Genomic DNA, 26,539 nt, shown 5'->3' on the forward strand with positions numbered 1-26,539 from the left:
GGTGCCGGTGCCGGTGCCGGACGGTGCAACCCGGCCTCAGGACACGGCTCCCCCGACTCCCGGCGGCAGCGGTGTCTCCCGGCGCCGTCTGATCTCCACCGCCGGAGCGGCGGGGCTCGCGCTCGGCGCGGCGGGCGGGGCCGTGGCCCATGCCGCCGCCTCCGGTGACGCCCCCACGGCCCTGACGGCTGTCGGCTCCACCACCGTCGCCTTCCACGGCCGGCACCAGTCGGGCATCACCACCCCCCTCCAGGCCCGCGGCCATCTGATCGCGTTCGACCTGGCCCCGGGAGCGGGGCGGGGGGAGGCCGCGGCCCTGATGCGCCGCTGGTCGTCGCTGGCGGCGGAGCTGATGGCGGGCCGCCCGGCCCCGGGTGCCGACACGGGGGTCGCCCTGGACGCGGGACCGTCGTCGCTGACCGTCACCTTCGGGTTCGGCCGTACCTTCTTCGACCGTACGGGGCTGGTGGCGCGGCGGCCGGCCGGGCTGGACCCGCTGCCCGCGTTCTCCGCCGACCAGCTGGACGCAGGGCGTTCCAACGGCGACCTGTGGGTGCAGATCGGTTCCGACGACTCCCTGGTCGCCTTTCACGCGCTGCGCGCGATCCAGAAGGCGGCGGGCGGCGCCGCCCGGGTGCGCTGGCAGATGAACGGCTTCAACCGCTCCCCCGGGGCCACCGGGCGGCCGATGACCGCCCGCAATCTGATGGGCCAGGTCGACGGGACGAACAACCCGAAGCCGTCCGACCCCGACTTCGAGCGGCGGATCTTCGTCCCGGCCGACACCGGTCAGCCCTGGCTGGCGGGCGGCTCCTACGCCGTCGTACGCCGGATCCGGATGCTTCTCGACGACTGGGAGGCGCTCGCTCCGCGACGGCAGGAGGAGGTCATCGGCCGCCGCAAGTCGGACGGCGCCCCGCTGACGGGCGGTACGGAGACGACCGCCCCGGCGCTCGACGAAAGGGGTGCGGACGGCAAGCCGGTCATCGCCCCCAACGCCCACGCCCGGATCTCCGCTCCCGAGCAGAACGGGGGTGCCGCGATGCTGCGGCGGCCGTTCTCCTTCCACGACGGGATCGGCGCCGACGGGACGCCGGACGCGGGTCTGCTCTTCATCTGCTGGCAGGCCGATCCCCTGCGCGGCTTCGTACCCGTGCAGCGGAAGCTCGACCGGGGGGACGCCCTCTCCCCGTTCATACGCCACGAGGCCAGCGGACTCTTCGCGGTACCGGGCGGCCCGGCCGAGGGCGAGTACGTGGGGCAGCGGCTGCTGGAACCGTAGATTCCGGGGGCGTGCGCGGGTGAGCCGGGCCGGGCGCGCGGACCGGCCGGGAGCCCTGTTGTAAGGGGCGCCGTCCATAGCGAGTGCCTGTTACCGAAGCCCCTGGCGGGTGCCTCATACCAAGGTGCCCGGCCCCTGGCGGGTGCCTGTTACCGGGGGTGCGCCCGGACCTCTCACCGGGGCGGACGGGAGCCGCTGCCGGAGGCGCCCGGAGGGCGGGCCACCACGGGCCGGAGGGCGGCCCGCACCGGGCGCCGGGGGCGTCGCGGGCCCACTAGGGTGACCGTATGTCAGCCACGCGGTACACCTACCTCGGCCCCGAGGGCACGTTCACCGAAGCAGCTCTCCGTACGCTCCCCGAAGCCGCCACCCGGGAACTCGTCCCGATGGTCTCCGTCCCGGCCGCGCTCGACGCCGTACGCAACGGGGACGCGGCGGCGGCACTCGTACCGATCGAGAACTCCGTCGAGGGCGGTGTCACCGCGACCCTGGACGAGCTGGCGTCGGGCGAGCCGCTGATGATCTACCGCGAGGTGCTGCTGCCCATCGCCTTCGCGCTGCTGGCCCGGCCGGGCACCGAGCTGTCCGCCGTGAAGACCGTGACCGGGCATCCGGTCGCCCAGCCCCAGGTCCGCAACTGGCTGCGGGCGCACCTCCCGCACGCCCTGTGGGAGTCGGCCGCCTCGAACGCGGACGGCGCCCGGCTGGTGCAGGAGGGGCGTTACGACGCCGCCTTCGCGGGTGAGTTCGCGGCGGCGACGTACGGCCTGGAGCCGCTCGTCACCGACATCCACGACGCCGAGAACGCGGAGACCCGTTTCGTCCTGGTGGGCCGTCCGGCGCGGCCGGCCGCGCCGACGGGCGCGGACAAGACGTCCGTGGTGATCTGGCAGCGCGAGGACCACCCGGGCGCGCTGCTGGAGCTGCTCCAGGAGTTCGCGGTACGGGGGGTCAACCTGATGCTGCTCCAGTCCCGCCCGACGGGTGCGGGCATCGGTAGTTACTGCTTCGCCGTCGATGCCGAGGGCCATATCGCCGACCGCCGGGTGGGCGAGGCGCTGATGGGGCTGAAGCGGATCTGTCCGGAGGTGCGGTTCCTCGGCTCGTATCCGCGCGCGGGGGTTTCGCCGGCGGACGTGAAGGGGCCACGGGCGGGAACGTCGGACGCGGAGTTCACGGACGCCTCGGACTGGCTGGCGCGCTGCCAGGACGGCCGGCCCTGAATCCGGCCCCGGAGGCCCGGAACCGGGTCCCGGAGGCCGGTCGGGGGCCTGGGCGGGGGAAACGGACCGGAGGAGACGGGCCGGGGCCCGGTCGGGGGAGACGGACCGGAGGCCGGAGATCCGGAACCGGGGACCTGGCCGGGACGGGGCCGGGACCACCCGGAACCAGGACCACCGGTCCGGAGCCGGACACCGGCCGAAGGACCCGGGGGACAGAGGCCATCGCGCTGACCAGAACTGTCCTACCTGCCGATTTTTGTTGTCCACAGAGTTATCCACAGGCTCGCATCTCGACCTGGGGACAAGTCGACAACCAAACCCCCTCCGGTCGACAAATCGGCCGACTCACCCCACTTCCCTCCACAGGGCCGCAGTTCACCCCTGACACCTTCCCGTCACCCCCGTTTCACCGATCAACTCTTTGGGGCGAGTAATTACCACCCAAATGAGCGTGTCGAGCGGGTTTGAGAAGGGGATCCGTACGTTCCGCCCCACCTTCGGGAATGATCAGCTCCACAATCCACAGTTCTCCCACACAGCCTGTGGATAACTTTCCGAACGGCGACATGCCTGTGGACAACACCCGGCCAAGTCCCGCAGCCCACAAGGGATATGGGTCAATTCCGGCCCCGGCGCCATACTCCGTTCCGGCGAATGGGTCACTCGTCATTGACGCGGGTCCGGCACCCCGCCCCGACTTTCCCAAATTCCAGCAATAGGGACAAAATGCCGTCCGGCAGGAATGGACGAGCGGGTGGGGATCGGGCACCGGTAGCCTGGTGGGGTGATTGACCTTCGCCTGCTCCGTGAGGACCCCGACCGTGTTCGCGCCTCCCAGCGCGCCCGTGGAGAGGACGTCGCGCTCGTCGACGCCCTGCTCTCCGCCGACGAGCGTCGCAGGTCCTCCGGCGTCCGCTTCGACGAGCTGCGTTCCGAGCAGAAGGCCCTCGGCAAGCTCATCCCCAAGGCGTCCCCCGAGGAGCGGGCCGAGCTGCTGACGAAGGCCGAGCAGCTGAAGCACGACGTCAAGGCGGCCGACGCGGCGCAGGACGAGGCCGACGAGGAGACCAGGCACCTCCTCCTCCAGCTCGGGAACCTCGTCCACGCAGAGGTCCCGGTCGGCGGCGAGGAGGACTTCGTCGTCCTGGAGACGCACGGCACCGTCCGCGACTTCGCCGCGGAGGGCTTCGAGCCCAAGGATCATCTGGAGCTGGGCGAGGCGCTGGGCGCCATCGACGTCGAGCGGGGCGCCAAGGTCTCCGGCTCGCGCTTCTACTACCTCACGGGCATCGGCGCCCTGCTGGAGCTGGCCCTGGTCAACGCGGCGATCGCGCAGGCCACCGAGGCGGGCTTCATCCCGATGCTGACCCCCGCGCTCGTCCGCCCGCGCGCCATGGAGGGCACCGGCTTCCTCGGCCAGGCGTCGGAGAACGTGTACCACCTGGAGAAGGACGACTACTACCTGGTCGGCACCTCCGAGGTCCCGCTCGCCGCGTACCACATGGACGAGATCATCGACGCGGACCGGCTGCCGCTGCGGTACGCGGGGTTCTCGCCCTGCTTCCGCCGCGAGGCCGGCACCTACGGCAAGGACACCCGGGGCATCTTCCGTGTCCACCAGTTCGACAAGGTCGAGATGTTCTCCTACGTGGCCCCCGAGGACGCGGAGGCGGAGCACCAGCGGCTGCTGGAGTGGGAGAAGCAGTGGCTGACCGGTCTTGAGCTGCCGTTCCAGGTCATCGACGTGGCCTCCGGGGACCTCGGGGCGTCGGCCTCGCGCAAGTACGACTGCGAGGCGTGGATCCCCACCCAGGGCAAGTACCGTGAGCTGACCTCGGCGTCCAACTGCGACGGCTTCCAGGCCCGCCGGCTCGCCGTCCGGATGCGCGACGGCAAGAAGGTCCAGCCGCTGTCGACGCTGAACGGCACGCTCTGCGCCGTACCGCGCACGATCGTGGCCCTTCTGGAGAACCACCAGCTGGCCGACGGCTCGGTGCACGTGCCCCCGGTGCTGCGTCCGTACCTCGGCGGCCGGGAGACCCTGGAGCCGATCGCCCGGTGAGCCCCGCGCCCTTCCCGTACACCCTGATCGCCACGGACCTCGACGGCACGCTGCTGCGTTCCGACGAGACCGTCTCGCAGCGCACACGCGACGCGCTCGCCGCCGCCACCGAAGCGGGCGCCGCGCATATCGTCGTCACCGGGCGCGGTGTGCCGTGGACCCGTTACATCCTGGACGATCTCGGCTACCGGGGTCTCGCGGTCTGCGGCCAGGGAGCGCAGGTCTATCACGCGGGCGAGCACCGGCTGCTGACCTCGCTGACCCTGGACCGCCAGGTCGCCGCCATCGCGCTCGCCAAGCTGGAGAGCGAGGTCGGTCCGCTGGCCCTGGCGGCCAGCCGTGACGGTCTCGACGGCGAGGTGCTGATGAGCGCGGACTACACAGTCCAGGAGGGGCCGCTTCCGTATCTTCCGCTCACCGATGTGTCCGATCTGTGGGCGGCCCCGCTGAACAAGATCTACATACAGCACCCGTCCCTGGACGACGACGCGCTGACCGCGGTCGCGAAGGAGACCATCGGCGGTCTTGTCGACGTGGTCATGGCGGGTGCCGGAATAGTGGAGATCCTGCCGCTCGGTCTCTCCAAGGCCACGGGGCTGTCCCTGGCCGCCCGCCGTCTCGGTCTGCGCGCCGCCGACACGATCGCCTTCGGTGACATGCCCAACGACATCCCCATGTTCGCCTGGGCCGCCCACAGCGTCGCGATGGCCAACGCGCACACGGAGGTCAAGGCAGTGGCAACGGAAATGACCGCCTCGAACGACGAGGACGGCATCGCGGTCACTCTGGAGTCCCTGCTCGGGGCTGAGGCGTAACGTCCCTGCGCACGCGGGGCGGAACCCGCGCCCGTGCGGGGACCGGCGTCTGCATGGGCGGGCGCCGACTTCTACGGACGGGAATCTCCGGGGGCAGGGGTGCGTACCCCTCCGGGAAGGAGGCGGCCCGCGCTCTCGCGCGCTCGAAGCGGCCGCCTCCTCGGGCAACTGCTCGCGCGGCTCCGCGGAGTGTCGGTGGCTACTCCGCGGCCTGCCCGGCGCTGCCCTGCGGGGAGCATGACGGACTCTCGGTCATCGTCGCGCTCCTCTCCCGGCGGGTGAACCGGTCGCACTGATGTACACCCGGCCCAACCACTCTCCCCGGTACGGCGGTTCGGCGCCACCGAATATTGCCGCGCCTCCGGCCGCTCGGCCCCCGCTCGGCCTCTGCTCGGCCTCTGCTCGGCCTCTGCTCGGCCTCTGCTCGGCCTCTGCTCGGCCTCTGCTCGGCCTCTGCTCGGCCTCTGCTCGGCGTCTGCTCGGCGTCCGCCCCATCGGCCTCGCTCAGCCCCTGAGCGCCTACTGCCGCGCCTTTGGCCGTGCCTCGCTCGGGACGACCCGGAGACCGAAGGTGTACGAGCCGAGTGATTCCGCCACGGCGATGAGAAAGAGCGCCATGTGCTCCTGCCCGCGCGCCGTGGCGATCCCGCCGAGGTCGAACAGTGCGCTGTCGCTCCAGCCGAGGTCCCGCAGCAGTGCGGCCACCCGCGCCTTGGCGTCCTCGTCCTCCCCGGAGAGGAAGACATGACCGGGTCCGGTGAGCACCTCGGGCGTGACCATGACGATCGAGTCGACCGTGCAGAAGGTCTTGACGACCGAGGCGCCGGGAAGGGCTTCCTGGAGTTGCTCGCCGATGCTGGAGTTGGGATGGGCCAGCTCCAGCGTGTCGGTGAACCCCACCGCGATGTCCAGGAGCACCTTGCCGGTGAACCGGCTCGCGAAGGGCCGGAGGAGGGCCAGCGACGCGGTCCCGGGGGTGGCGTTGACGACGATGTCGCCGTGGGCGATCGCGTCGGCGACCGTGAGGGCGGGCAGGCCCAAGTCCCTTCTCGCGTCCGGATCGCGTGAACCGAACACGACCGCGTGGCCCGCCTCCGCGAGATGGGTGCCGAGCGCCCGCCCGGCGTTTCCCGTACCGAGAACTCCGATGTTCGTCATGTCCGTGACGCTAGGCTCCGCCCGGGGTGCCCGCTATCGGGCAGGGGAACCAGAAGGGTTGGGGCAGAGCCCTACGACCTCCGCCCTACACCGTTGTTCACAGCGCGGCCGGGGAGGCCCCTGGCCTGGGCCGGGACCCTGCGTACGACAGCGCCGGGCCACGTCGGGTCCGGTGGGGCTCAGAACCGGCCGGGCTCCGGAGCGGCTCAGCCCTCATGCCGTAACGAACTCCGCCCCGCGCCGCGGCGGGCCCAGCCCCATCACGCAACCGACTCCGCCGCGTGCCGCAGGGATCAGCTCCGCGCCGCAGCGGCGCCGGCTCCGCCCGGGAGTCCCGGGCGGAGCCGCTCCGTCGCGGTCAGGCCGGCCGGAGCCGGCCCATCGCGTCAGGCCGCCGGCGCTCCCGGAGCCTCACTCCTCGCCCGCGAGCTTGAGGACCCGCAGCTTCTGGCCCGCGTACCAGGTCGCGGCCACGGTGACGACCGCGAGCAGGATCACCGCCGCCGGCAGCCCCACGTCCGAGCCGATCATCCCCTCGCCGCCGATCTTCTCGGCGAGCGCGAGGGCCCACTGCTGCACGCTCAGCATGCGCGCGCCCTCGACCAGGCTGCCGAAGAGTGACTCCCACACCAGGGCGTAGACGAGGCCGATGACGACCGCGTGCCGGCTGACCGTCCCGAGGAGCAGGAACATCGCGCTGTAGGCGATCGACGCGACCAGCGCCGCCACCGTGTACGCCACCGCGATCTGCTGGCCGTTGCCGTTGAGGATGAGGCCCGCGATCAGCGTGGGGATCGCGGAGAAGGCCATGGTCACCGCGATCGCGACGATCAGCTTGGTGAAGATGATCGTCGGCCGTTTCACCGGTTTGGCGAGCAGATAGACGATCGAGCCGTCGTCGATCTCGGGCCCGATCGAGCCGGTGCCCGCGATCACTCCGATCAGCGGCACCATCGTGGCGATGGCGAACCCGCCGAGCACATCGGCGGCGACCTGGTCGTCCGCGCCGTTGAAACCTCGGACCGCCGACGCGATGAGGATCAGCAGCGCGGGCAGGATCAGCAGGATCGCGGCCCGGCGCCGGCCGAGCACGGCCCGGTAGGTGAGCCGGGCGACTGTGGGGTTGTACATGACGTCACAGCTCCTTTCAGGCCGCTACGAGGTAGGAGAACACCGACTCCAGGGACTCGTCCGAGGGCGAGACCGTGAGCAGGCGGATGGAGTGGTCGCGGGCGACCCGCGGCAGCAGTTCGGTGAACCGACCGAAGTCGACCGCCTGGATACGCAGCGCGCCCTCGGCGAGGTCCACCTCGATGCCCGCCGTCGACGGATCGGCGATCAGCGCGGCGGCGAGCGCGCGGTCGTCGCTGGAGCGCACGAGATAACGGTGGGGACGGTCCGTCATCAGCCTGCGGATCCTGCGGAAATCACCGGACGCCGCGTGCCGTCCGGCGACGATCACCTCGATGTGCGAGGCGAGTTGCTCGACCTCCTCCAGAATATGAGAGGAGAAGAGCACCGTCCTGCCCGTGGCGCCCATACGCCGTAGAAGCTCCATGAGCTGCATCCGCTGGCGCGGGTCCATCCCGTTGAAGGGCTCGTCCAGCAGCAGCACGGACGGTTCGTGGACCAGCGCGGACGCCATCTTCACACGCTGGCGCATGCCCTTGCTGTACGTCGAGATCTTGCGGTCCTGCGCGTACTCCATCTCGACCGTGGACAGCGCCTGCTGGGCCTCCTTGGCCCCCAGGCCGTGCAACTCGGCGTTGGCGACGACGAATTCACGGCCGGTGAGGAAGTCGTACATCGCTTCCCGCTCCGGTACGACGCCGATCCGGCGGTAGACCGATTCATTGCGCCAGATCGGCTCCCCGTCGAGCGTGACGCTTCCGGTGGAGGGGGCGAGGAAGCCGCCCATCATATTGATGAGCGTGGACTTTCCGGCACCGTTGGGGCCCAGCAGGCCGGTGACGCCGGGACCGATGGCCATGGTGACGTCGTTGACGGCCACGACGTTCCCGAACCACCGGGAGGTGTGCTCGATGTGAAGAGTGCTCATGGGCGCGGCCCATTCTTTTGAGGGGTCTTGAGAGTTCGAGGGGGCGTGAGAGGGGTGGCGGTGGGCGACGGATGGGCGGTCACAGCCCGACCTTTCGGTAGCGGCGCATCAGGATCCCGTACGAGCCGGCGATCAGCGCGAGGACGGCCAGCAGATAGATCACACCGACGCCCGCTCCCGGCCCGGCTTCCTGCGGGAAGTTGGAGGTGGCACCGAGGAAGGCGGTCTGCACACCGTCGACGAGCGTGGCCGGGGAGAAGAGGCCGAACCACTTGACCGCGCCGGCCGAACCCGTCTCCGAGGCGATCGCCTGGACGGTCGAGACGGCGCCGTAGGTGATGGTCAGAGTGGCGATGATCGCGGCGACTCCGAAGCCGCGGCGCGGGGTGAGGGCCGCCATCACCAGGCCGATCCCGCCGTAGAGGACGGACAGGATCACCACCGAGACCAGGCCCTGGGCGAACCACTTCGTCTGGTCGGCGAAGTCCATCTTGGCAAGCAGCGAGCCGATGTAGAGGATCAGCAGCGGAGCAGCCGTGAGGATCAGCAGGGCCGAGGCCATCGCGCCGAACTTGGCGAGTACGTAGTCGATCCGCTCGATCGGGCGGGAGAAGTACAGCGGCACGGTCTTGAACCGCAGATCGCGGGAGACGGACTGCGGCGCCTGCGCGGCCAGATAGAGCCCGATGATGCCCTGGGTGATGATCGCGTAGGAGGTGTACTCCAGCGGGAGCTTGTCGGCCTTGGTCGCGATGGCCACCGCGACGATGATCGCCGCCGGCAGACACATCACCGCGAAGAGGATCATCGGCAGGACCTTGGACTTGGCCGAGCGGCCCAGTCCGTAGGCACCGCGCAGGGACTGCGAGAACAGTGAGCGGCGCGCGTAGGCGCGGCCGAGCCGCTGGCCCTCGTAGTTGCGGTAGCCGATGTTGTGGATACGGGCGGTCTCGGGGGCCGCCCCCGGGGTCTGGGTGCTCATCGGGGCTGCGCCTCCATCTCCTGGTCCGCCGACGGCCCGGGGGCGGGGCCCGCCGCCCGGTCCGGGGTCGCGGTGTGGAAGACCTCGGCGATGTGGTGACGCCGCTGTTCCATGCGTACGAGTCCGAGTCCGAGCGCGGCGACGGTGTCGCGGACGATGTCGTACGTCTCGTCCCCGGTCGCCTCGACGAGCACGATGTGGCCCGCTCCGGGCAGACCGTCCTCCACGCGCGCGTGGAGCGTGATTCCGGCCGCGGCGAGCCGCTCGCGGAGCACGGCCGTGCCGTCGGGGTGCTCGTCGGTGTCGGTGACCTCCACCGCGAGGGTCGCGGTGGACTGGGTGAAGTCGCTGGTGGAGCTGGAGCGCAGCAGCGATCCGCCGTCGATGACGACGACGTGGTCACAGGTGCGTTCGAGCTCGCCGAGGAGGTGTGAGGTGACCAGGACCGAGATCCCGAAGTCGGTGTGGACCCGGCGGATCAGACCCAGCATCTCGTCCCGGCCGACGGGGTCGAGCCCGTTGGTCGGCTCGTCCAGGAGGACCAGCTTGGGGTCGTGGACAAGGGCCTGGGCGAGTTTCACCCGCTGTTTCATACCGGTCGAGTAGCCGCCGATGGGACGGTAGCGCTCCTCGTACAGGCCGACGTGCCGCAGGGTGTCCGCGGTGCGCTCACGGGCCGCGGTCGGCGGAAGTCCGGACATGCGCGCCATGTGGACGACGAACTCGGTGGCCGAGACGTCCGGCGGCAGACAGTCGTGCTCGGGCATATAGCCCACCTGTTCCCGGATGGCGCCGCCGCTGGTGGCGACGTCGAGCCCGAGCACCGCGGCCCGGCCTTCCGTGGCGGGGGACAGACCCAGCAGGATCTTGATCAACGTGGACTTGCCGGCTCCATTGGCACCCACCAGACCGGTCACACCCGGTCCGATGTCCATGGTGAGCCGGTCAAGCGCGGTCACCCGGGGGAACCGCTTGCTCAGGCTTTCGGTCACGATCACAGTCACGGGTTCGACGCTAGTGGCGTACGACACACAGGACGTCAGCCTGGGCGGCTGGATCGGTGTCCGACTCCAGAGGGACGGACCCGTAGGGGGTCCATACCAAAGTGGACAGGTCAGCCGACCGAAGTCGGTGGGCCGGACCGCGCCGGGGGAGGCCGGGGGAGTTATCCACAGGCCGTGTACGCCCCTTGACGCAGCCGTCGGCCATTGTCACATTCATCAGTGTCACCTTACGGACACGTAGCGCGACCGGCGCGCGGGAGGGGGAGTGGCATGACCTCGGGCATCACGAACGAGGGGGTCGGCGTGGGTCCCGACGGCTCGCGGGAGCGCCGGGTGCGTACGGGCGGAATCGAGCTGTGCGTCGCGGAGTCCGGCGACCCCGCACGGCCCACGGTCGTACTCGTCCACGGGTATCCGGACAGCAAGGAGGTGTGGTCCGAGGTCGCCGGGCGGCTCGCCCACCGCTTTCACGTGGTGATTTATGACGTGCGGGGGCACGGCCGTTCGTCGGCGCCGAGTCCCCTGCGCGGTGGCTTCACCCTGGAGAAGCTGACGGACGACTTCCTGGCGGTCGCGGAAGCGGTCAGCCCGGACCGGCCGGTGCATCTCGTGGGCCACGACTGGGGGTCGGTGCAGGGCTGGGAGTTCACCACCGTCCGGCGCACGGAGGGCCGTATCGCCTCCTTCACCTCGGTGGCCGGGCCGTCGCTCGACCACTTCGGGCACTGGATGAGGAAGCGGACGACCCGGCCCACCCCCCGCCGCCTCGCCCAGCTCCTCGGCCAGGGCGCCAAGTCCTGGTATGTGTACGCGCTGCTGACGCCGGTGCTGCCGGAGCTGGCCTGGCGGGGGCCGCTGGGCAGGAGGTGGCCCCGGATCCTCCGGCGGATGGAGAGGCCGCCGACGGGCGGCTATCCGACCCCGTCCCTGCCCGAGGACGCGGCCCGCGGTGCCTGGCTCTACCGGGACAATGTCCCCGCGCGGCTGCGCCGCCCGCGCCCCGACGCCCATGCCCACGCGCCCGTCCAGCTGATCACACCGACCGGTGACGCGTTTCTGTCCGAACGGCTCCATGACGAACTGGACATATGGGTTCCGCGGTTGACCCGGCGGACGTTGTCCGCCAAGCACTGGGTGCCGCGCACCCGGCCCGATCAGCTGGCCGTCTGGATCGGGGACTTCGTCCGGGCCCATGACGGGGGCCCGACGGCGGGCACGGCCGGGCCCGTGCCCGCACCCGCACCCGTGCCCGTGCCCCGGGGGCCGTACGCGGAACGGTTCGGCGGCCGGCTCGTGCTGGTGACGGGGGCGGCCAGTGGCATCGGCCGGGCCACGGCCCTCGCGTTCGCGGCGGCGGGAGCGCGGATCGTGGCCGTGGACCGGGACGGGGAGGGCGCGGCCGGGACCGCCGAGACGGCACGGCTGGCCGGAGCCCCCGACGCCTGGGGCGAGACGGCGGACGTCGGCGACGAGGAGGCGATGGAGAAGCTCGCCGGGAAGGTCGCCGCCGAGTACGGCGTGGTGGACGTCCTGGTCAACAACGCGGGCATCGGGCTCGCCGGGCCCCTGCTCAGGACCGGAACCGAGGACTGGAAGGAAGTTCTCGACGTCAATCTGTGGGGTGTCATCCACGGCTGCCGGCTCTTCGGCGGGCAGATGGCCGAGCGGGGGCAGGGCGGCCATATCGTCAATATCGCGTCCGCCGCGGCCTATCTGCCGTCCAGGGTTCTCCCCGCGTACAGCACCTCCAAGGCCGCCGTGCTGATGCTGAGCACGTGTCTGCGGGCCGAGTTGGCGGGCAGGGACATCGGAGTCTCGGCGATCTGCCCGGGGTTCATCCATACGAACATCACGTCCACCGCGCGCTTCGCCGGGGTGGACGAGGCCGAGCAGCAGCGCCGCCGTCGGAAGTCCGCCCGGCTGTACGGGCTGCGGAACTACCCGCCGGAGAAGGTGGCCGACGCGGTTCTGCGCGCGGTCGTCCGGAACCGGGCGGTGGTCCCGGTGACTCCCGAGGCCCGCGGAGGGCTGTTCCTCTCGCGCGTATCTCCCAAGGTGCTGCGCGCGATCGCCCGGCTGGATCCCCCGCTGTGAGGACCGGCGTGCCCGGCGACGGAACCGCTCGGTCGCGGCGGCGGTCCACGCGGTCGCGGCGAGCGGCCTGGTCGTCCCCACCGGCGGTGAGGCCACCGCGCGGAGCCGGCCGGGGCTCCGGACGCGGGGATTCGTCCTGGCGGTCTCATCCCTGCTCCGGGTACGCGGGAGGGGCCTCGCGGGGCGGATTCCGGCAGCGGTCCGGTGCAGGCCGGCACGGCCGTATCCCGTTGCGGGCGCCGGTCGTACCATCCCTCGCAGAGGCGTTCGGGAGCCGATCGCGGGGCCGGGGGTCCGGACGCGTCCGGTGTCGTGGCAGGCCCGTGGGGAGGGCCCCTCGGGAGGGCTCACCGGTGGGGCGGGTCCCGCGTGCGGCTCTTGGGTGTGACGGCTGTGTCCCGGGGAGCGGGGCCGGCGGGGTGGGTGACCGCGGGGCGGGCGGAGCGGCCGCGCCGTCTGTCGTACGCGGTCCGTCGTCGAGGGAGCGGGCTTGTCCGAGCAGTCAGTCGCCGAATACCGGATCGAGGACCTGGCGCACCACAGCGGCGCCACCGTCCGGACCATCCGCGCCTATCAGGACCGGGGCCTGCTGCCGAGACCCGAGCGGCGCGGCCGTTCCAATGTGTACGGCACCGCCCATCTGGCCCGGCTGCGGCAGATCGCCGGTCTGCTCGACCGGGGGTACACCCTGGCCTCGATCAAGGAGCTGCTGGACGCCTGGGACGCCGGCCGGGGGCTCGGCGGGGTGCTCGGTCTGGTCACCGAGGTGCAGGGCCCCTGGACCGATGAGGAGGCCACCCGGATCACCCGCGCCGAACTGGACGAGACGTTCGGCGGCTCTCCCGGCGAGCGGGCCCTGGCGGACGCGATCGAGCTGGGCGTCCTGGAGCCCCTCCCGGACCGGGACGACGCCTTTCTCGTCCCCAGCCCTCAAGAACTGGCGGTCGCCGCCGAGTTGCACGCCGCCGGGGTTCCCCTGGCGGCAATCGCGGTCCATCTGCGGGAACTTCGCGGTCAGGTCGAACACATCGCGGCCCGTTTCCTGGAGTTCACCACCGAGCATGTCTTCGCCCGGTATCTGGGGCACCGTCCGCCGACCGACGAGAACGCGGCCGAGGCGGCTTCCCTGGTCCGCCGGCTCCGGCCGCTCGCACAGCAGACGGTCGACGCCGAACTGGCGCGGGCGATGCGGACGTTCGCCACCCGGAGCCTCCAGCAGCACCTGACGAGGGAGGATCCCGCTCCCACCGTCTCCGAAGCCCGTTCCATCACCCTGCCCATGAGGACAATCCAGGCGGTTCAGGCTCTGGTTGGCCCGGAGAACACGGCCGCGTTCATCGCTGCCGCAGCCGAACGGGAGGTGCAGACAAGGACCTTGGACGCCCTGACCTCACAAGATGCTGAGCGAAGGGAACTTGGCCAAGAACGCTGACAGGAGGCGGAGTTGTCCACAGATTTTTCAATAACCCTGTGGATAACCCTAGTTGGCTGTGGATCAAACCTGCCGACCAGAAGTTATTTCAGTGGCGGCCAGAAGACCACTGGGGTGACCCTGAGGCCATGACGCCCGAAGAACGACGCACCGTGAGAGTGTCGAAGTACCTCTCGAAGCATCTGCGCCATCAGCCCGAACGCATCGGCATCAGCCTCGACGAGAACGGCTGGGTGGAGGTCGAGGAGCTGCTGCGTGCTGCTGCCGCGCACAACTTCCCGTTCACCCGCGCCGAACTGGACCATGTCGTCGCGGTCAACGACAAACGGCGGTTCACCATCGAGGGCACCCGTATCCGCGCCAACCAGGGGCACACCGTCGAGGTCGACCTCGGTCTCCCCCCGGTCGAGCCTCCCGCGTATCTGTACCACGGCACGGTCGCCCGGAATCTGGATGCCATCCGCGCCGACGGCCTGCGTCCCATGGCCCGCCACCATGTGCATCTCTCCTCCGACCGCGAGACCGCGACCCGCGTCGGCGCCCGCCGGGGCCGCCCGGTCGTGATCCCCGTCGACTCCGGCGCGATGCACCGAGCGGGCCATGTTTTCCGGGTCAGCGCGAACGGAGTATGGCTCGCCGACGCCGTACCCCCGCAGTTTCTGCGTTTCCAGGAAGGCTAAGGGCCGAACCGGGCGCGGCCGGAGGTCCCGATGCCGGACGGTCGCCCGGGCGCGGGACAGCGGTCCGGGCGCGGGGCCGTCCCGGTGACCGGGTGCCTGCCGCCGCCGGGACGCGGGGCCCTTGGAACGGCCGGTACGACGGTCTCGAAGCGATGGCTCATATGGCGCCGGCCGACCCAGGCGACACGGCCGTACCGAAGATCCGAGCGTGGGCAGAGGCCGGTTCCTCCTCGGTCACGCTGCCGACGCCCACCGCCGCAGCGGCCATCGCGGAGCGGCTGCGCCTGGGCACGCTCGTCACCCCGGTCAAGCCACGGTTGCCTCCGCAGGTTGACCCGATGAAGCGCCTTGGCCGTCAGTGAAGGGAAGCTTCGGCATCGGCGGCGCGCCTGCGTCTGGTGGTGGCGCAAAGTAGTGATGCAGCCAACTTTAGGAACATGTGGCACGGAGCGTGGTCACGGGGACGAGAGGAAGGCGTAGGCAGCCTGGCCATCGGCTCTTGCGGCGTCATCGCGCAGTTCGCGCCAGGCCTCGTGCTCCGGGTCGTGCAGCGCCATGGCCAGAGCCAGCTTCTTTCGGTCGGACTTCTCCAACTGCCCGCGCATCTCGATTGGGTTCATCGGCAAGGACAGCAGGAACGCCAGATCACGGTAGTGCCGGTCGGGTGACGCGGTTTTGATGCTCACCGCGGCGGCCTTGGCAATGACTGCACCTAACAGGCTTGGACGGTGGATGATGCCCAGGCGTTCTCCGAGCTTCACTTGGACAGACTCGGTGCGCTGCACGGCCTGGCGGCCTCCGGGTACTTCCAGGGTCGGCCCTGGCGGAGTGGTCGTCAGGTCCACCCGTGATCCCAGATTGTCCGGGGCCAGCACATCCACCACCAGCAGTCCTGGCGCAGCATCGCGATGGTAGCGGTGCAGCAGGTTGCCTTGAGGAGACATGCCGGCAGGGACGAACCCAAGAGCACCGAGACAAGCCACCAGTCGGCTCAGACTCCGTTGGTCCGACTGGAGATCCGCGAGCACGTCCAGGTCTGCGCTCGCGGCCGGCGGTGTCCGTCCATGTTCCAATCCGTGCAGCAGGACCATTTGCCGCCGATCAGAGACCACGCCTGCGGAACTCTCTCCGATAGGTCGAGCAGCACGTTCCACAGCTCCACCAGTGGCCCGGTCATGAGATTGGCCTCGACCGTGACAACAGCCGTCGCACCCGTCATTCGGCCTCCACCCGCTTCTGAAAGTTGTCGATGAGCTGCTGCAGAAGCTCTGCAGCAGCGATGTCACCGCGGTCCTCCTGGAGGTCGAGCAAGTCCACCGCCACCACTGCGGCCGGTGCATCGCCGCTCTCACCATGGGCAGCATTCGAACGCAGATAGGGCCATGCCTCCCCAGGAGGCACATGCATCAGCAAGTTCCCCTTGGCATAGTCGAGGTCGAGTCCGAACCCTGCCTCCAGCTTCCCCACCTTGTCCGGGTGCACGTAGATCTCAGCCTTACCCGGAGCCAGATAGCTTGCCCCTACCCGTGCCGCCGCACTCACACCTCCGCGAACCACGTCGGGATCGGCGAGCAAAGTCGGCAGCAGTCCACTGTGAACGCGGTAACGTCGGCACTCGGCTCGGGTCCGTACCAGCTGCCCCAGGCGGGCGACCGGCAGTCCGTCGTGAGCTGCGATGTCCCTTAGTCGACTCGTGATCCTTGATCGCTCTGCATCGGACAGATCCAGGGCTCTTTGCCCACTGAGGGCGGCAAGGAGACCCCAAGCATTGCGTACGGAGAGGGAGCGGCTCGTCACGCTGCCGCGCTTTTTCCGCTGCTGAGCACTACTGCCGTCGACCAGCCAGCGCCCTCCGACGAGCTGCCCTTCCAAAGTCCCTGCTCGGAGGAGCTGCCTGACGCGAGAGTCGTCGATGCCGAGCAACGCAGCAGCTTGCTTCACTGAGAGCAGTTTCATCGACCCTCCTTGCGTCTTCTCTCCCGAAAGCAGGAGAGAAGACGCAATAAGCATCCTTGGAAGTGAGCCTTGCGTCAAACCTCCCGCCATCAGGAGGGAAGGCGCAAGGAGCTAGCGCCGTGGGGTCACCCATATGCGACTGAGTAGCGTGATTCTCGCTGTACGGCCTTGGGCACCAGGGTGCAGGAATGGCCAGGCGCCGAAAGCCTCGGCTTCCACCGGCGTACACCGACGACCGTCTGTCCTGACATACCTGGGGCACGCTCGTCACCCCGGTCGAGCCTTGTTCGGCTGTCGCCGTGTGACTGCGGTGCAAAGAATGCGGCGCGGCTCCCCGCTGAGCAACCGGTGGCGGATCCGGCCGGGTCACCGCTTCCGCCGCACAACCCCGAGACTCGTTGTTCGTGAGCTTCTTCGGCTCAGCCACCTGCTCAGTGGGCAATACGGCCGCGGCCAGGGTTGCGTCAGCCATGCCGTCAAGCGGCCCGCGATACGCAGGCGGCCTCGCCTCTCCGTTGTGGGGCTCAGTGCCGCCCGGTGCCGAGCAGCTCACTCAGGCGGTCTCCGATGACGGAGACGCCCGGACGGGGCTCGTTCTCGTAGTACCAGGGCTTGCGTCGGCGCAGCAGCGCCTCGCCGTGCTCCCCCCAGGTGAACGAGGGCTTCCGCAGCAGCTTTCGGAACACCTCGTCGGCGTTCTCCGGGTGAGCGGTGACCAGGCGGCGGATCGGCAGAGGCGTGATCGACTCCTCGCGCAGATAGGTGCGCAGCAGGTCCTGGTGCTGGCGCCGGCCCGCGAGGGCGGGGTCCGCGAAGAGGTCCCACAGCATCCCGTAGTCCGCGTAGAAGTTCATCCCGTCGACGTCGTCATAGATGACACCGATGGTGTCCGAGTCCGCCAGGTCCCGCGGCAGCTCGAAGAGCGGCAGGTCCGGGCCGGAGAGCCGCCTGCGTCGGGACCGGCCGGATCGTGCGGCGACGGCGGTCTCCCGGAGGTGGCGGTAGTAGGCGTTGAGGAGTTCCTCGGCCTCAGCAGGCGGGAGGACCAGTTCATCGCCGCCGCAGAACTCGACGAACGCGGCCCGGTCCTCCCGCATCCGCCGCCACCCCCGCTCGATCTTCTCGGGGTTGCGGAAGACGAGATCGGGGCGGCCGCTGGCCATTTCGAGTGCCGCTGGGGCGATCTCGGAGGCGATGGACCGGGGGTAGTACGACATCGCCCCGGACACCAACCACGTCCCGTCGGCCCCGTGCACGGGCACCAGGCAGACGTGGAGGAATCCCCCCTTGGACACTCCACGGAACGCCGCCCGCCCGACATTGGAGTACGTGCGGTACTCCAGGTCGTCGACCAGGTTCAGCAGCACGACGGCATCCCCGTCCTTGCGCCGGATCTCGAAGATGCCCTCGACCGGGTCACGCCAGCCGAGCAGCAGTTCCCGGTCGGCCTCGGTCAGGTCCTTCCGCCCGGAGACGAACCGGTCCACCACGGTCGACCCGTCCGGCAGGCGGTACCGCAGGATGAAGTGGTCGGTGATCCGGATCGCCTGGTCCTCGTCCAACTGCCGTGCGGGACCGGCGGCCTCCAGCAGAAGGGGCGTCAGCCACCGGTCGAAGCGGGGGCTCTGGGCGAAGGTGACCAGCTCTTCCTTCAGCTCGGCGCAGCGCTCGATGAGATCGGTCGGTGACGGCTCGGCGGCACCCTGGGAGCCGCGCTGTACGGACTTGGCCACGTTCTGTTCCTCCGTGAGAAATTCGGGAGGTCCGGCCTCAACCGGCCCGGTGACGGGGCGCCTCGGTCCACTCCGCCCCCTTCGGGTGCCGGGCTGCGCAACGGCAGCTCCGGGAAGCCGGTCGACTGCCGGACCCGGTCACGCGAGCATAGGGCGACGACCCCGCCGCCGGGCGTGAGGTGGACGCCGTCCACCGTCACCTCGACGCCGAGAACCGCAGTGGCGAAGCGCAGCTCCAGATACTCCTCAAGGATGGTGACCAGTCCGGCCGGCTGCTCGTCCTCGCCGCAGGCGCCGGCAGTCGCCTCTTTGGAGCACGGCCCCTGGTCCGGCGTTACCCAGCGTGTCAGCAGAGCCACGGTACGGCACCCATCGCGACCCGTCCTGGCTTTTCCTGTCCCCGCCGCCGGCGCCTGTGCGGCAGCGGGAAGCCCGTATCGTCGGGGGCATGCGACTGAGCACCGTGATCCTCCCCGTCCGCCCCTGGCGCAACGGAGGGCGGGAACAGTGGACACACGCCGAGGACCTCGGCTTCCACACCGCGTACACCTACGACCATCTGTCCTGGCGCACCTTCCGCGACGGCCCCTGGTTCGGCGCGCTGCCGACGCTCACCGCCGCGGCCACCGTCACGGAGCGGCTGCGGCTGGGCACGCTCGTCACCTCGCCGAACTTCCGGCACCCCGTCACCCTGGCCAAGGAGCTGATGTCGCTCGACGACATATCCGGGGGCCGGTTCACGCTCGGCATCGGCGCGGGCGGCAGCGGCTTCGACGCCACCGCGCTCGGTCAGGAGGCATGGACGCCACGGGAGCGAGCGGATCGTTTCGCCGAGTTCGTGCCCCTGCTGGACCGGCTGCTGACCGAGGCCGACGTCACCCACCGGGGCACCCACTACTCCGCCCATGAGGCCCGCACCATTCCCGGCTGTGTGCAGCGCCCGCGCCTGCCCTTCGCGGTGGCCGCGACCGGCCCCCGCGGAATGGGCCTGGCCGCGGCGCACGGACAGGCGTGGGTGACCGCGGGCGATCCCAAGATCTTCGAGGAAGGCACGCCCGAACAGTCGCGCGAGGCCATCCGCGCGCAGATCGAGAGGCTCGGTACGGTGTGCGCCGGGACCGGCCGGGACGCCGCCGAGCTGGACAAGGTCCTTCTCACCGGGTTCACCCCGGACCGGGGGCGGCCGCTGGAGTCGCTGGACGCGTTCGTGGACTTCGCGGGCAGGCACTTCGCGCTCGGGATCGACGAGATCGTGATCCACGCGCCGATCCCCGACTCGGACTTCGCGGCCGACCAGGCGGTCTTCGAGAAGATCGCGACCGAGGCGCTCGGGCAGTTGCGCTGACCGCGATCCCGGGGCACCTGATCCCGGACGCCTGTTCCCGGGCACCCGGTCCACGGCGCATGGCCCCCGGCACCTGATCCCCGGCATCCGGGCCCGGAGCCGGGCGGACCTCCCGGGTGACAGCGGCGCTACGGCACGCGCGCGGGGCACCCACGGCCGCGCACCCCGCCCGTACGCCCCTCCGCCCCCGCCCGCGCGGCGACCGCTCCCGCGTTCCCGAGAGCCGCTCCGCGGCCTTGCGGGAGGCACCCGTAGGGCGACAGGCTGCGAGTGGGCCGGGTCATCTGGAACGATCGGGTGCGAGATCCCCGCCAGGGAGGTGCCGGTTGAACGCTGACGCGCCGACGTCCGACGGCACCGCCAGCCCTGGAGACGACGCGATGCCCCGACAACTCGGCGATGCCCACTGGCCCGTCGACTCCTTTGTCGGGCTGCTGTCGGAGAATTCACGCCGGGAGCTGTTCCGGGAGGGCACCGTCCGGATGTACTCCCCCGGGGAGTCGCTGATCCTCCAGGGTGAGGACTCCAGCCATGTGATGGTGATCCGCCACGGTGTGGTGAAGGTCGTCTCGCACACCGCGGAAGGTCACACCGCGCTGCTGGCGATCCGCGCCTCCGGGGACATCGTCGGCGAACTGGGCGCGCTCGACAGCCGCCCCCGGTCGGCCACCGTGATCGCCGTGGGCAGGGTCGTCGTCTCCGTCATCACGGGCCAGGGCTTCCGGCTGCTGTGCGAGCGTGAACCGCAGTTGCCCCTCACTCTGATGCGGATCGTCACCAACAGGCTGCGGGCCTCGGACCAGGCCCGGATCGAACTCGGCGGGTACACCCCCCGGGTCCGGCTGGCGAAAATGCTGACGTCACTGGCGAAGTCCCATGGCACGGCCGGGGAGAGCGGCGTACGGATCGGCATCCCGCTCAGTCACAGCGATCTCGCGTCCCTGATCGGATCGTCCCAGGCGAGTCTGGAGAGGTCGCTCCGGGCCCTGCGGGTGGAGGGGGTCATCGACACCGGATACCGGAATCTGGTGATCAGGGATCTTCCCGGACTGACCCGGATCGCCGACGACTGATCTCGCGTGGAGAACCCGAGGGCGGTGGACGAGGGCCGTGGGCGAGCGGTGTCCAGCCACGGGCCGTAGAAACCGTACGCACAACAGCAGACGAGCAACTGGACATAGCAGACAGGAGTTGTGGGCTACCACCCCCACAACTCCTTCTGCCTCAACGACCGGAGCGGGCTCGGCAAGTGATCCCGGCAACGGCGTGACCAGCCTAATTCCCCCGCCGGAAGCGGAACCTTGTCAAAGTAAGGGATCTGGGCGACTTTCTTGCCGGCATCGGCCGTTCCCTGCGGGTCTGGATCGGCCGGGCGCCCGCCCGTACCGTGTGATCTGACCGGCCGTGGTCGTCAACCACGCTTCCTACCAAGGCGTTGGCGCCCGTGGGGGCACGCGTTCGCGCGTGCGCGCCCGAGCGTCGCGGCCGGTCGTGAGCAGGGCTCGGCAGTCGGAAGTGATCCCGGGAGACGGTATGGACAAGGGAACGTGTGGATGGTGGCGCTCGGCCCGGCAGTGGTGCCGGCCGCCGTGGAGCCGGTCGCGTACGAGGTGTTCAGGGTGAGCGGAGCCGCTCGGGCGGAGGGCGGGGGGCTGTCGAGGCTCCCCGTCCTGCCCGAGCGGCTGTTCACGGAACCGTTCCGCCGGCTGCGGGAGCTGGGTCTGCCCCCCGGTGACCTGCTGATCTGCGGCAGCGCCCCGCTGTACATCCGGGGGCTGCGGGACCGGATCACCGATCTCGACGTGGTGGCGCGCGGGCGGGCCTGGGAACGGGCGCTGACCCTCGGTACGGCGCACCGGACGCCGATCGAGGGCTCGCTGTCGATCCGCCCGCTCGACGGGCGGATCGAGATCACCGACGAGTGGTACGTGAGCCTGCTCGGCGAGGTGGACCGGCTGTTCGACCGGGCGGATGTGTTCGGCGGGCTGTACTTTCTGTCCCTCGCCGACACGATCGCCTGGAAGCGGCACCTCGGCCGGGACAAGGACCTTGAGGATCTGCGCCGGCTCGCGGAACGGGTGCGGGCGGCCGGCCTGGAGGTGACCGGCCTGGACCCCGCCGGCCTCGATCTGACCGGCCTGGACGAGGTCGCTCCGGGGGCGGCCGCTCGGCCCCCGGCCAGCAGGACGCCGGGCGATCCGGTCCCGGCCGCCGGGGGGCCCACCGCCGCGGGCGAGGGCCCCTCGGGCGCCGCCGGTCCCCGCCCAGCCGGTTACCCCGACCCAGGCCGCCGGGCCTGAAGCCGGCCCGGTACACCGGTCCGCCCGCGCTGACCGAGGCGGTCCCCGCGGGGGAGCCAGAGCCGCTGCGCCCCCAGCGCGGGTAGCGCGCGCCCCCTGCGCCCCTTCAGTCTCATACGTTCACCCGGTTACGCTCCCCTGCCCCCGCGCACCCACTCATATGTGCGCCCACCCACACACCCGTGCGGCACATACGGGAGAATGCATGGGTGACCCCCGCAACGGATTCCCGTATCCAGCCCCCCACGCCCCGGCTGATCGCCACCGATCTGGACGGCACGCTGCTCCGTGACGACAAGTCCGTCTCGGACCGTACGGTCGCCGCCCTCGCCGCCGCAGAGGAGGCCGGGATCGAGGTCTTCTTCGTCACCGGGCGTCCGGCCCGCTGGATGGATGTGGTCAGCGACCATGTCCACGGCCACGGCCTGGCGATCTGCGCCAACGGCGCCGCCGTGGTGGACCTGCACGCGGGCGGGACGATGCTGGAGGTCCGCTCCCTGGAGCGGGCGACCGCCCTGGAGGTCGTACGCACCCTGCGCGAGCGCGCGCCCGGCACCTCCTTCGCGGTGGAGACGACCGGCGGGTTCCACCATGAACCGACCTATACGTCTCAGTTCACCTACGATCCGGGCACCATCGTCGCCGTCGCCGAGAAGCTGCTGCACGAGGAGGCGGGCCGGGGTGCCCCGGTGCTCAAGCTGCTCGCCCAGCACCCCCGGCTGGAGCCCGACGACTTCCTCGCACTGGCCCGCGCGACCGTGGGGGCGCACGCGTCCGTCACCCGCTCCAGTCCCAGCGCGCTGCTGGAGATCAGCGGCCCGGGGGTGAGCAAGGCCAGCACCCTCGCGCGCTGCTGTGCCGAGCGCGGTATCTCCGCCGCCGAGGTCGTCGCCTTCGGCGATATGCCCAACGATGTGGACATGCTGACCTGGGCCGGGACCTCGTACGCGATGGGCAACGCCCATCCGGACGCGATCGCCGCGGCCTCCGGGCGGACCACCGCCAACAACGAGGACGGTGTCGCGATGGTCATCGAGCGGATCCTCGGGGACCTGCCCTGACACCACCCGGTCCGGTCCGCGAACTGTCCGGCCCGGCCCGCGCGCCTACCCGTCCCCCCGCGCACTGTCCGGCCCGGCCCGCGCAGGTTCCCGTCCGGTCCGGGCAACGTCCGGTCCGGGCAGCGCCTTCCCGTCCCCCCGCGCACCGTCCGGTCCGGCCCGTGTCAGCCGGCCGGGGCCGGTTCCAGGCGTACGCCCCGCTCCCGGAACCACTCCGCCGGATCCACCCCCGACCCCAGATACGGTGTGAGCCGCACCTCGAAGTGCAGATGCGGACCCGTCGAATTGCCCGTCGTCCCCGCCTGTCCGATCCGCTGGCCGGGGCGCACCCGCTCGCCCTGGTCCACGGCGACGGACGCCAGATGGGCGTACTGCGTGTAGTAGCCGCCCGGGTGCGCGACGATGATCTCGATGCCGAAGGCTCCCCGGCAGGAGACCGACCGCACCCGGCCCGCGCCGACCGAGCGCACCGGCGTGCCGATGTCCACCGCGAAGTCCTGCCCGGTGTGCCGGCGCGCCCAGCGGGCACCGCCGCTGCCGAACCCGGCGGACAGCCCGTACCGCTCGACCGGCGTGACCCAGGCGGTTCCCGGAGGGACGCCCGGGCCGTGCCCGCCGCGCCGCACCGCCCCGGCGCAGGTGCCCGACGCGACGCTGCTGTCCGCCTGGCCCTGGAGGGCCCACTTCACCTCCTCCAGCCGGGTCTCGATGCGCTGTTTGACGGTGGCCAGTCTCTGCTTGCGCGTGTCGAAGTCGTGCCAGGCCGCCCTGGCCCGGCCCTCCGCCACCGCGAGCCGGCGCTCAGCGGCCCTGGACCGGCTGATCAGCCGGCTCAGGGCCGTCTCCGCCTGCCGGGCGAACCGCCGTCCGCGCATCAGCTCGTCGGGATTCCTGGACATCAGCAGCCGTGCGGCGAACAGCAGCCGGCCCCCGGAGCGGTACTGGGCACGGGCGACCGCCCCCACGGTCTCACGGACCGAGGCCAGCTCACGCCGCCGCTCCCCGAGCCGGCGCTGCAACCGGTCCGCACCGGCGAGCTGCGTGTCGGCCGCACGCCTGTTCCGCTCGTACTCGGCGGTCGCCTCGGCCGCTTCCTCGTAGAGCCGGGCCACCTCGGTACCGGGGTCCAGAACCGGCCCGTGCGACGGACCGTCGGACGCCGTCGCCCCGAAGGGCGTCAGAAGAACGCACAGCAGCACCACCGGTACGAGAAGCAGCAGCCGGTCGCGGTGTCGTGAGCCCATGTCCGGGATCGTCGCCCGGTACGGACGGGAATCCGGGGACCCGGACGGTGTCGTACGGCCACCTGGCCGAGGAAGAGACCCGCGTGCCCGCAGTACACACGCCCACACGCCGCACGGCCGCGGTCCGCGCGCCCACGCACACCCGGGGTGGGCGCGCCCACGGCCCCGACGCCCGGAGTCCGCGCACCCCGGCCCGCGCGCCCATACGGCCGGATCCCGCGCACGGCCCGCACGCCGCACACCCGCGGTCCGCCCGGAGTCCGCGCCTCCGGGGTCCGCGCGGAGCCCACGGTCCGCACGGACATACCGTCCGGACGGCCATGGCGGTACGGACGGCCATCGCGCTACGGCTACAGCGGCGCCTCCCAGCACACCGTCGTCCCCTGTCCGTCCTCCCCGATGCCCGGTCCGCAGGTGCTCGATCCGCCGAGCGCCTCCGCCCGGCGGGCGAGATTGCGCAGCCCGCTGCGGCGGCCGCCCGCCGGGATTCCGACCCCGTCGTCGGCGACGGTGAGCCGGACGCCGTCGGAGCCGTCCGGAAGCTTGACGGTGGCGTCGACGACGACCTCGATCCGGGACGCCCCTGCATGCCGGAAGGCGTTGGAGAGTGCCTCGCGCAGTGCCGCGATCAGGTTCTTGCCGGTGAGCTCGCCCACGGTGGTGTCCACGGTGCCGAGGAAGCGGTGGCCGGGCTTGAAGCCGAGGGGGACGGCCGCCATATTGATCTCGCGCAGTACGCGGGTCCGCAGCCCGGAGGGTGCCTCGGCGGGGCCCTGCTGGAGCGCGAAGATGGCCGTGCGGATCTCCTGGATGGTCACGTCCAGTTCGTCGACCGCCTTGCCGACGCCGTCCTGCACGGCGGGGACGACCGACCGGCGCTGTGCGCCCTCCAGCATCATCCCGGTGGCGAACAGCCGCTGGATGACCAGATCGTGCAGATCACGGGCGATGCGGTCACGGTCCTCGTACACCGCGAGCCGTTCCCGGTCGCGCTGTGCCTCCGCCATGATCAGCGCCAGCGCGGCCTGGGAGGCGAACTGGGTGGCGAGGGTCCGCTCGGCCTCGGTGAACTGCCGCGCGCCGCGCGCCCGGGGGGTGGCGAGCGCTCCGAGCACCCGGCCGCCGCTCTGCAGCGGCAGCATCATGCTGGGGCCGTACCGCCCGGCGGTCCTGGTGATCAGCCGTGGATCGGTGGCCGAGTCCGCGACGAACACGGGTTCACCGGCGAGCAGGCCGGCGATCGCGGGGCTCTCGGGCGGGATGACCGTGCCCAGTGAGGTCGCGGGATGGTCCGAGGCGACCGCGACGATCTCCAGGCCACCCTCCTCGGCGGGCAGCAGAACGATCCCGGCGGCGGAGTCGGCGAGTCTTCGCGCCTGTTCGGCGACCACCGTCAGGGCGTCCTCGGCGTCGCCCCCGGAGAGCAGGGCGGTGGTGACGGCCACGGATCCGTCGATCCAGCGCTCGCGCTGCCGCGCGGCCTCGTAGAGCCGGGCATTGCCGATGGCGATCCCGGCCTCGGTGGCGAGGACGCGCACCATATGGAGGTCGTAGTCGTTGAACTCGGCCCCGCCGTGCTTCTCCGCCAGATACAGATTGCCGAAGATCTCGCCCTGGACGCGGATGGGGACGCCGAGGAAGGTCCGCATCGGCGGATGGCCCGGGGGAAATCCGGCAGAGCGCGGATCGGACGTCAGATCGGCGAGCCGGACCGGGGCGGGGTCGTGGATCAGGGCGCCGAGCAGTCCCCGGTGGCCGTCGGGCCGGTGTCCGATACGCCGGGCGACCTCCTCCCCGACCCCGTACGTCACAAAGTCGGAGAGGCCCCTGCCCTCCTCGTCGACGACGCCGATGGCGGCGTAACGGGCCTCGGCCAGTTCGGCGGCCGTCTCACAGATCCGGTCGAGGGTGGAGTGCAGTTCCAGTCCGGTGCCGACGGACCGCATGGCCTCCAGCAGCTGGGGGATACGGGAGGTGAGCTCGGTGGACAGGCCCTGGAGGCTCCGGGTCGCCCGGGTCGCGGCGTCGAGCGGATCCTTCGGTCCGGAGGGATCCTGTGGATCGCGGGGATCCTGCGATTCAGGCGCTGTCATGCCCTTGAGCCTAGTA

General features: G+C 71.0%; 21 protein-coding genes. 11 read left to right on the forward strand and 10 right to left on the reverse strand.

All coding sequences use genetic code 11. The features are described from left to right. The first annotated feature begins 13 nt into the window (after positions 1-13). From efeB to ACIBCM_RS12750, 4 genes are all read left to right on the forward strand, one after another. Positions 14-1,282 (forward strand): iron uptake transporter deferrochelatase/peroxidase subunit, encoded by a 1,269-nt coding sequence (gene efeB / locus ACIBCM_RS12735; RefSeq protein ID WP_399242261.1) that lies wholly within the window; start codon positions 14-16, stop codon positions 1,280-1,282. Positions 1,283-1,569: 287 nt separating this feature from the next. Further along, complete coding sequence (gene pheA / locus ACIBCM_RS12740; protein WP_399242263.1) at positions 1,570-2,505, forward strand: prephenate dehydratase; 936 nt, start codon at positions 1,570-1,572, stop codon at positions 2,503-2,505. Between the two features lie 784 nt (positions 2,506-3,289). Continuing rightward, positions 3,290-4,567: a serine--tRNA ligase gene (gene serS / locus ACIBCM_RS12745; protein ID WP_399242265.1), complete on the forward strand. Its 1,278-nt coding sequence runs from the start codon at positions 3,290-3,292 to the stop codon at positions 4,565-4,567. Next, complete coding sequence (locus ACIBCM_RS12750) at positions 4,564-5,382, forward strand: HAD family hydrolase (protein WP_399242267.1); 819 nt, start codon at positions 4,564-4,566, stop codon at positions 5,380-5,382. Before serS ends, ACIBCM_RS12750 begins: the two co-directional genes overlap by 4 nt. Before the next feature lie 519 nt (positions 5,383-5,901). Here ACIBCM_RS12750 and ACIBCM_RS12755 read toward each other — a convergent pair. The 5 genes from ACIBCM_RS12755 to ACIBCM_RS12775 form a co-directional block, all read right to left on the reverse strand. Further along, entirely contained in the window at positions 5,902-6,540 is a 639-nt protein-coding gene (locus ACIBCM_RS12755; RefSeq protein ID WP_399242269.1) for an NADPH-dependent F420 reductase, read from the reverse strand. Positions 6,541-6,951: 411 nt separating this feature from the next. Next, the gene (locus ACIBCM_RS12760) at positions 6,952-7,671 is read right to left on the reverse strand and encodes an ABC transporter permease subunit (protein ID WP_399242271.1); all 720 of its coding nucleotides are present in this window, start codon (positions 7,669-7,671) and stop codon (positions 6,952-6,954) included. 16 nt (positions 7,672-7,687) lie between these two features. Continuing rightward, positions 7,688-8,599: an ABC transporter ATP-binding protein gene (locus tag ACIBCM_RS12765; protein WP_399242273.1), complete on the reverse strand. Its 912-nt coding sequence runs from the start codon at positions 8,597-8,599 to the stop codon at positions 7,688-7,690. A 79-nt stretch (positions 8,600-8,678) separates the two neighbouring features. Beyond that, a complete protein-coding gene (locus ACIBCM_RS12770; protein ID WP_399242275.1) occupies positions 8,679-9,581 on the reverse strand; it encodes an ABC transporter permease in 903 nt (300 codons plus the stop codon). Next, the gene (locus tag ACIBCM_RS12775) at positions 9,578-10,579 is read right to left on the reverse strand and encodes an ABC transporter ATP-binding protein (RefSeq protein WP_399242695.1); all 1,002 of its coding nucleotides are present in this window, start codon (positions 10,577-10,579) and stop codon (positions 9,578-9,580) included. The genes ACIBCM_RS12770 and ACIBCM_RS12775 overlap by 4 nt, the downstream gene beginning before the upstream one ends. 276 nt (positions 10,580-10,855) lie before the next feature. On the opposite strand from ACIBCM_RS12775, the gene ACIBCM_RS12780 reads away from it, so the two are divergent. From ACIBCM_RS12780 to ACIBCM_RS12790, 3 genes are all read left to right on the forward strand, one after another. Beyond that, positions 10,856-12,679, forward strand: a complete 1,824-nt coding sequence (locus ACIBCM_RS12780; protein WP_399242277.1) for an SDR family oxidoreductase — start codon at positions 10,856-10,858, stop codon at positions 12,677-12,679. Positions 12,680-13,169: 490 nt separating this feature from the next. Further along, positions 13,170-14,111, forward strand: a complete 942-nt coding sequence (locus ACIBCM_RS12785; RefSeq protein WP_399242279.1) for a MerR family transcriptional regulator — start codon at positions 13,170-13,172, stop codon at positions 14,109-14,111. 128 nt (positions 14,112-14,239) lie between these two features. Continuing rightward, positions 14,240-14,791, forward strand: coding sequence for an RNA 2'-phosphotransferase (locus ACIBCM_RS12790; protein ID WP_399242281.1), 552 nt, complete (start codon positions 14,240-14,242; stop codon positions 14,789-14,791). A gap of 455 nt (positions 14,792-15,246) precedes the next feature. Here the strand turns inward: ACIBCM_RS12790 and ACIBCM_RS12795 are convergent, their stop codons facing one another. From ACIBCM_RS12795 to ACIBCM_RS12805, 3 genes are all read right to left on the reverse strand, one after another. Next, a complete protein-coding gene (locus ACIBCM_RS12795) occupies positions 15,247-15,882 on the reverse strand; it encodes a hypothetical protein (RefSeq protein ID WP_399242283.1) in 636 nt (211 codons plus the stop codon). A gap of 124 nt (positions 15,883-16,006) precedes the next feature. Beyond that, a complete protein-coding gene (locus ACIBCM_RS12800; protein ID WP_399242285.1) occupies positions 16,007-16,747 on the reverse strand; it encodes a helix-turn-helix domain-containing protein in 741 nt (246 codons plus the stop codon). A gap of 524 nt (positions 16,748-17,271) precedes the next feature. Then, positions 17,272-18,480 carry a hypothetical protein gene (locus ACIBCM_RS12805; RefSeq protein ID WP_399242287.1) on the reverse strand — a complete coding sequence of 403 codons (1,209 nt, stop codon included), beginning with the start codon at positions 18,478-18,480 and terminating at the stop codon, positions 17,272-17,274. Between the two features lie 448 nt (positions 18,481-18,928). Between ACIBCM_RS12805 and ACIBCM_RS12810 the strand changes: the two genes are divergently transcribed. The 4 genes from ACIBCM_RS12810 to ACIBCM_RS12825 all read left to right on the forward strand — a co-directional run bounded on the left by ACIBCM_RS12810 (position 18,929) and on the right by ACIBCM_RS12825 (position 23,186). Beyond that, positions 18,929-19,825, forward strand: coding sequence for an LLM class flavin-dependent oxidoreductase (locus ACIBCM_RS12810; protein ID WP_399242289.1), 897 nt, complete (start codon positions 18,929-18,931; stop codon positions 19,823-19,825). 326 nt (positions 19,826-20,151) lie between these two features. Then, the gene (locus ACIBCM_RS12815) at positions 20,152-20,898 is read left to right on the forward strand and encodes a Crp/Fnr family transcriptional regulator (protein WP_399242291.1); all 747 of its coding nucleotides are present in this window, start codon (positions 20,152-20,154) and stop codon (positions 20,896-20,898) included. A gap of 480 nt (positions 20,899-21,378) precedes the next feature. After that, positions 21,379-22,125 carry a hypothetical protein gene (locus tag ACIBCM_RS12820; RefSeq protein WP_399242293.1) on the forward strand — a complete coding sequence of 249 codons (747 nt, stop codon included), beginning with the start codon at positions 21,379-21,381 and terminating at the stop codon, positions 22,123-22,125. Positions 22,126-22,334: 209 nt separating this feature from the next. Next, positions 22,335-23,186, forward strand: a complete 852-nt coding sequence (locus tag ACIBCM_RS12825) for a Cof-type HAD-IIB family hydrolase (protein WP_399242295.1) — start codon at positions 22,335-22,337, stop codon at positions 23,184-23,186. Positions 23,187-23,350: 164 nt separating this feature from the next. Here the strand turns inward: ACIBCM_RS12825 and ACIBCM_RS12830 are convergent, their stop codons facing one another. Next, positions 23,351-24,430, reverse strand: coding sequence for a M23 family metallopeptidase (locus ACIBCM_RS12830; protein WP_399242297.1), 1,080 nt, complete (start codon positions 24,428-24,430; stop codon positions 23,351-23,353). 350 nt (positions 24,431-24,780) lie between these two features. Beyond that, on the reverse strand, positions 24,781-26,523 hold the full coding sequence (locus ACIBCM_RS12835) for a GAF domain-containing sensor histidine kinase (protein ID WP_399242299.1): 1,743 nt from the start codon (positions 26,521-26,523) through the stop codon (positions 24,781-24,783). Positions 26,524-26,539: the final 16 nt, after the last annotated feature.

Origin of the sequence: Streptomyces sp. NPDC051018, assembly GCF_044456085.1 — a bacterium.
In the GTDB taxonomy this organism is placed as follows: Bacteria; Actinomycetota; Actinomycetes; order Streptomycetales; family Streptomycetaceae; genus Streptomyces.

Coding starts and splice junctions, on each gene's coding strand:
- ACIBCM_RS12810 (WP_399242289.1), top strand. CDS start 18,929: ATGCGACTGAGCACCGTGATCCTCCCCGTCCGCCCCTGGCGCAACGGA.
- ACIBCM_RS12820 (WP_399242293.1), top strand. CDS start 21,379: ATGGTGGCGCTCGGCCCGGCAGTGGTGCCGGCCGCCGTGGAGCCGGTC.
- ACIBCM_RS12760 (WP_399242271.1), bottom strand. CDS start 7,671: ATGTACAACCCCACAGTCGCCCGGCTCACCTACCGGGCCGTGCTCGGC.
- ACIBCM_RS12790 (WP_399242281.1), top strand. CDS start 14,240: ATGACGCCCGAAGAACGACGCACCGTGAGAGTGTCGAAGTACCTCTCG.
- ACIBCM_RS12795 (WP_399242283.1), bottom strand. CDS start 15,882: ATGGTCCTGCTGCACGGATTGGAACATGGACGGACACCGCCGGCCGCG.
- ACIBCM_RS12835 (WP_399242299.1), bottom strand. CDS start 26,523: ATGACAGCGCCTGAATCGCAGGATCCCCGCGATCCACAGGATCCCTCC.
- pheA (WP_399242263.1), top strand. CDS start 1,570: ATGTCAGCCACGCGGTACACCTACCTCGGCCCCGAGGGCACGTTCACC.
- ACIBCM_RS12765 (WP_399242273.1), bottom strand. CDS start 8,599: ATGAGCACTCTTCACATCGAGCACACCTCCCGGTGGTTCGGGAACGTC.
- ACIBCM_RS12755 (WP_399242269.1), bottom strand. CDS start 6,540: ATGACGAACATCGGAGTTCTCGGTACGGGAAACGCCGGGCGGGCGCTC.
- ACIBCM_RS12800 (WP_399242285.1), bottom strand. CDS start 16,747: ATGAAACTGCTCTCAGTGAAGCAAGCTGCTGCGTTGCTCGGCATCGAC.
- ACIBCM_RS12770 (WP_399242275.1), bottom strand. CDS start 9,581: ATGAGCACCCAGACCCCGGGGGCGGCCCCCGAGACCGCCCGTATCCAC.
- ACIBCM_RS12780 (WP_399242277.1), top strand. CDS start 10,856: ATGACCTCGGGCATCACGAACGAGGGGGTCGGCGTGGGTCCCGACGGC.
- ACIBCM_RS12830 (WP_399242297.1), bottom strand. CDS start 24,430: ATGGGCTCACGACACCGCGACCGGCTGCTGCTTCTCGTACCGGTGGTG.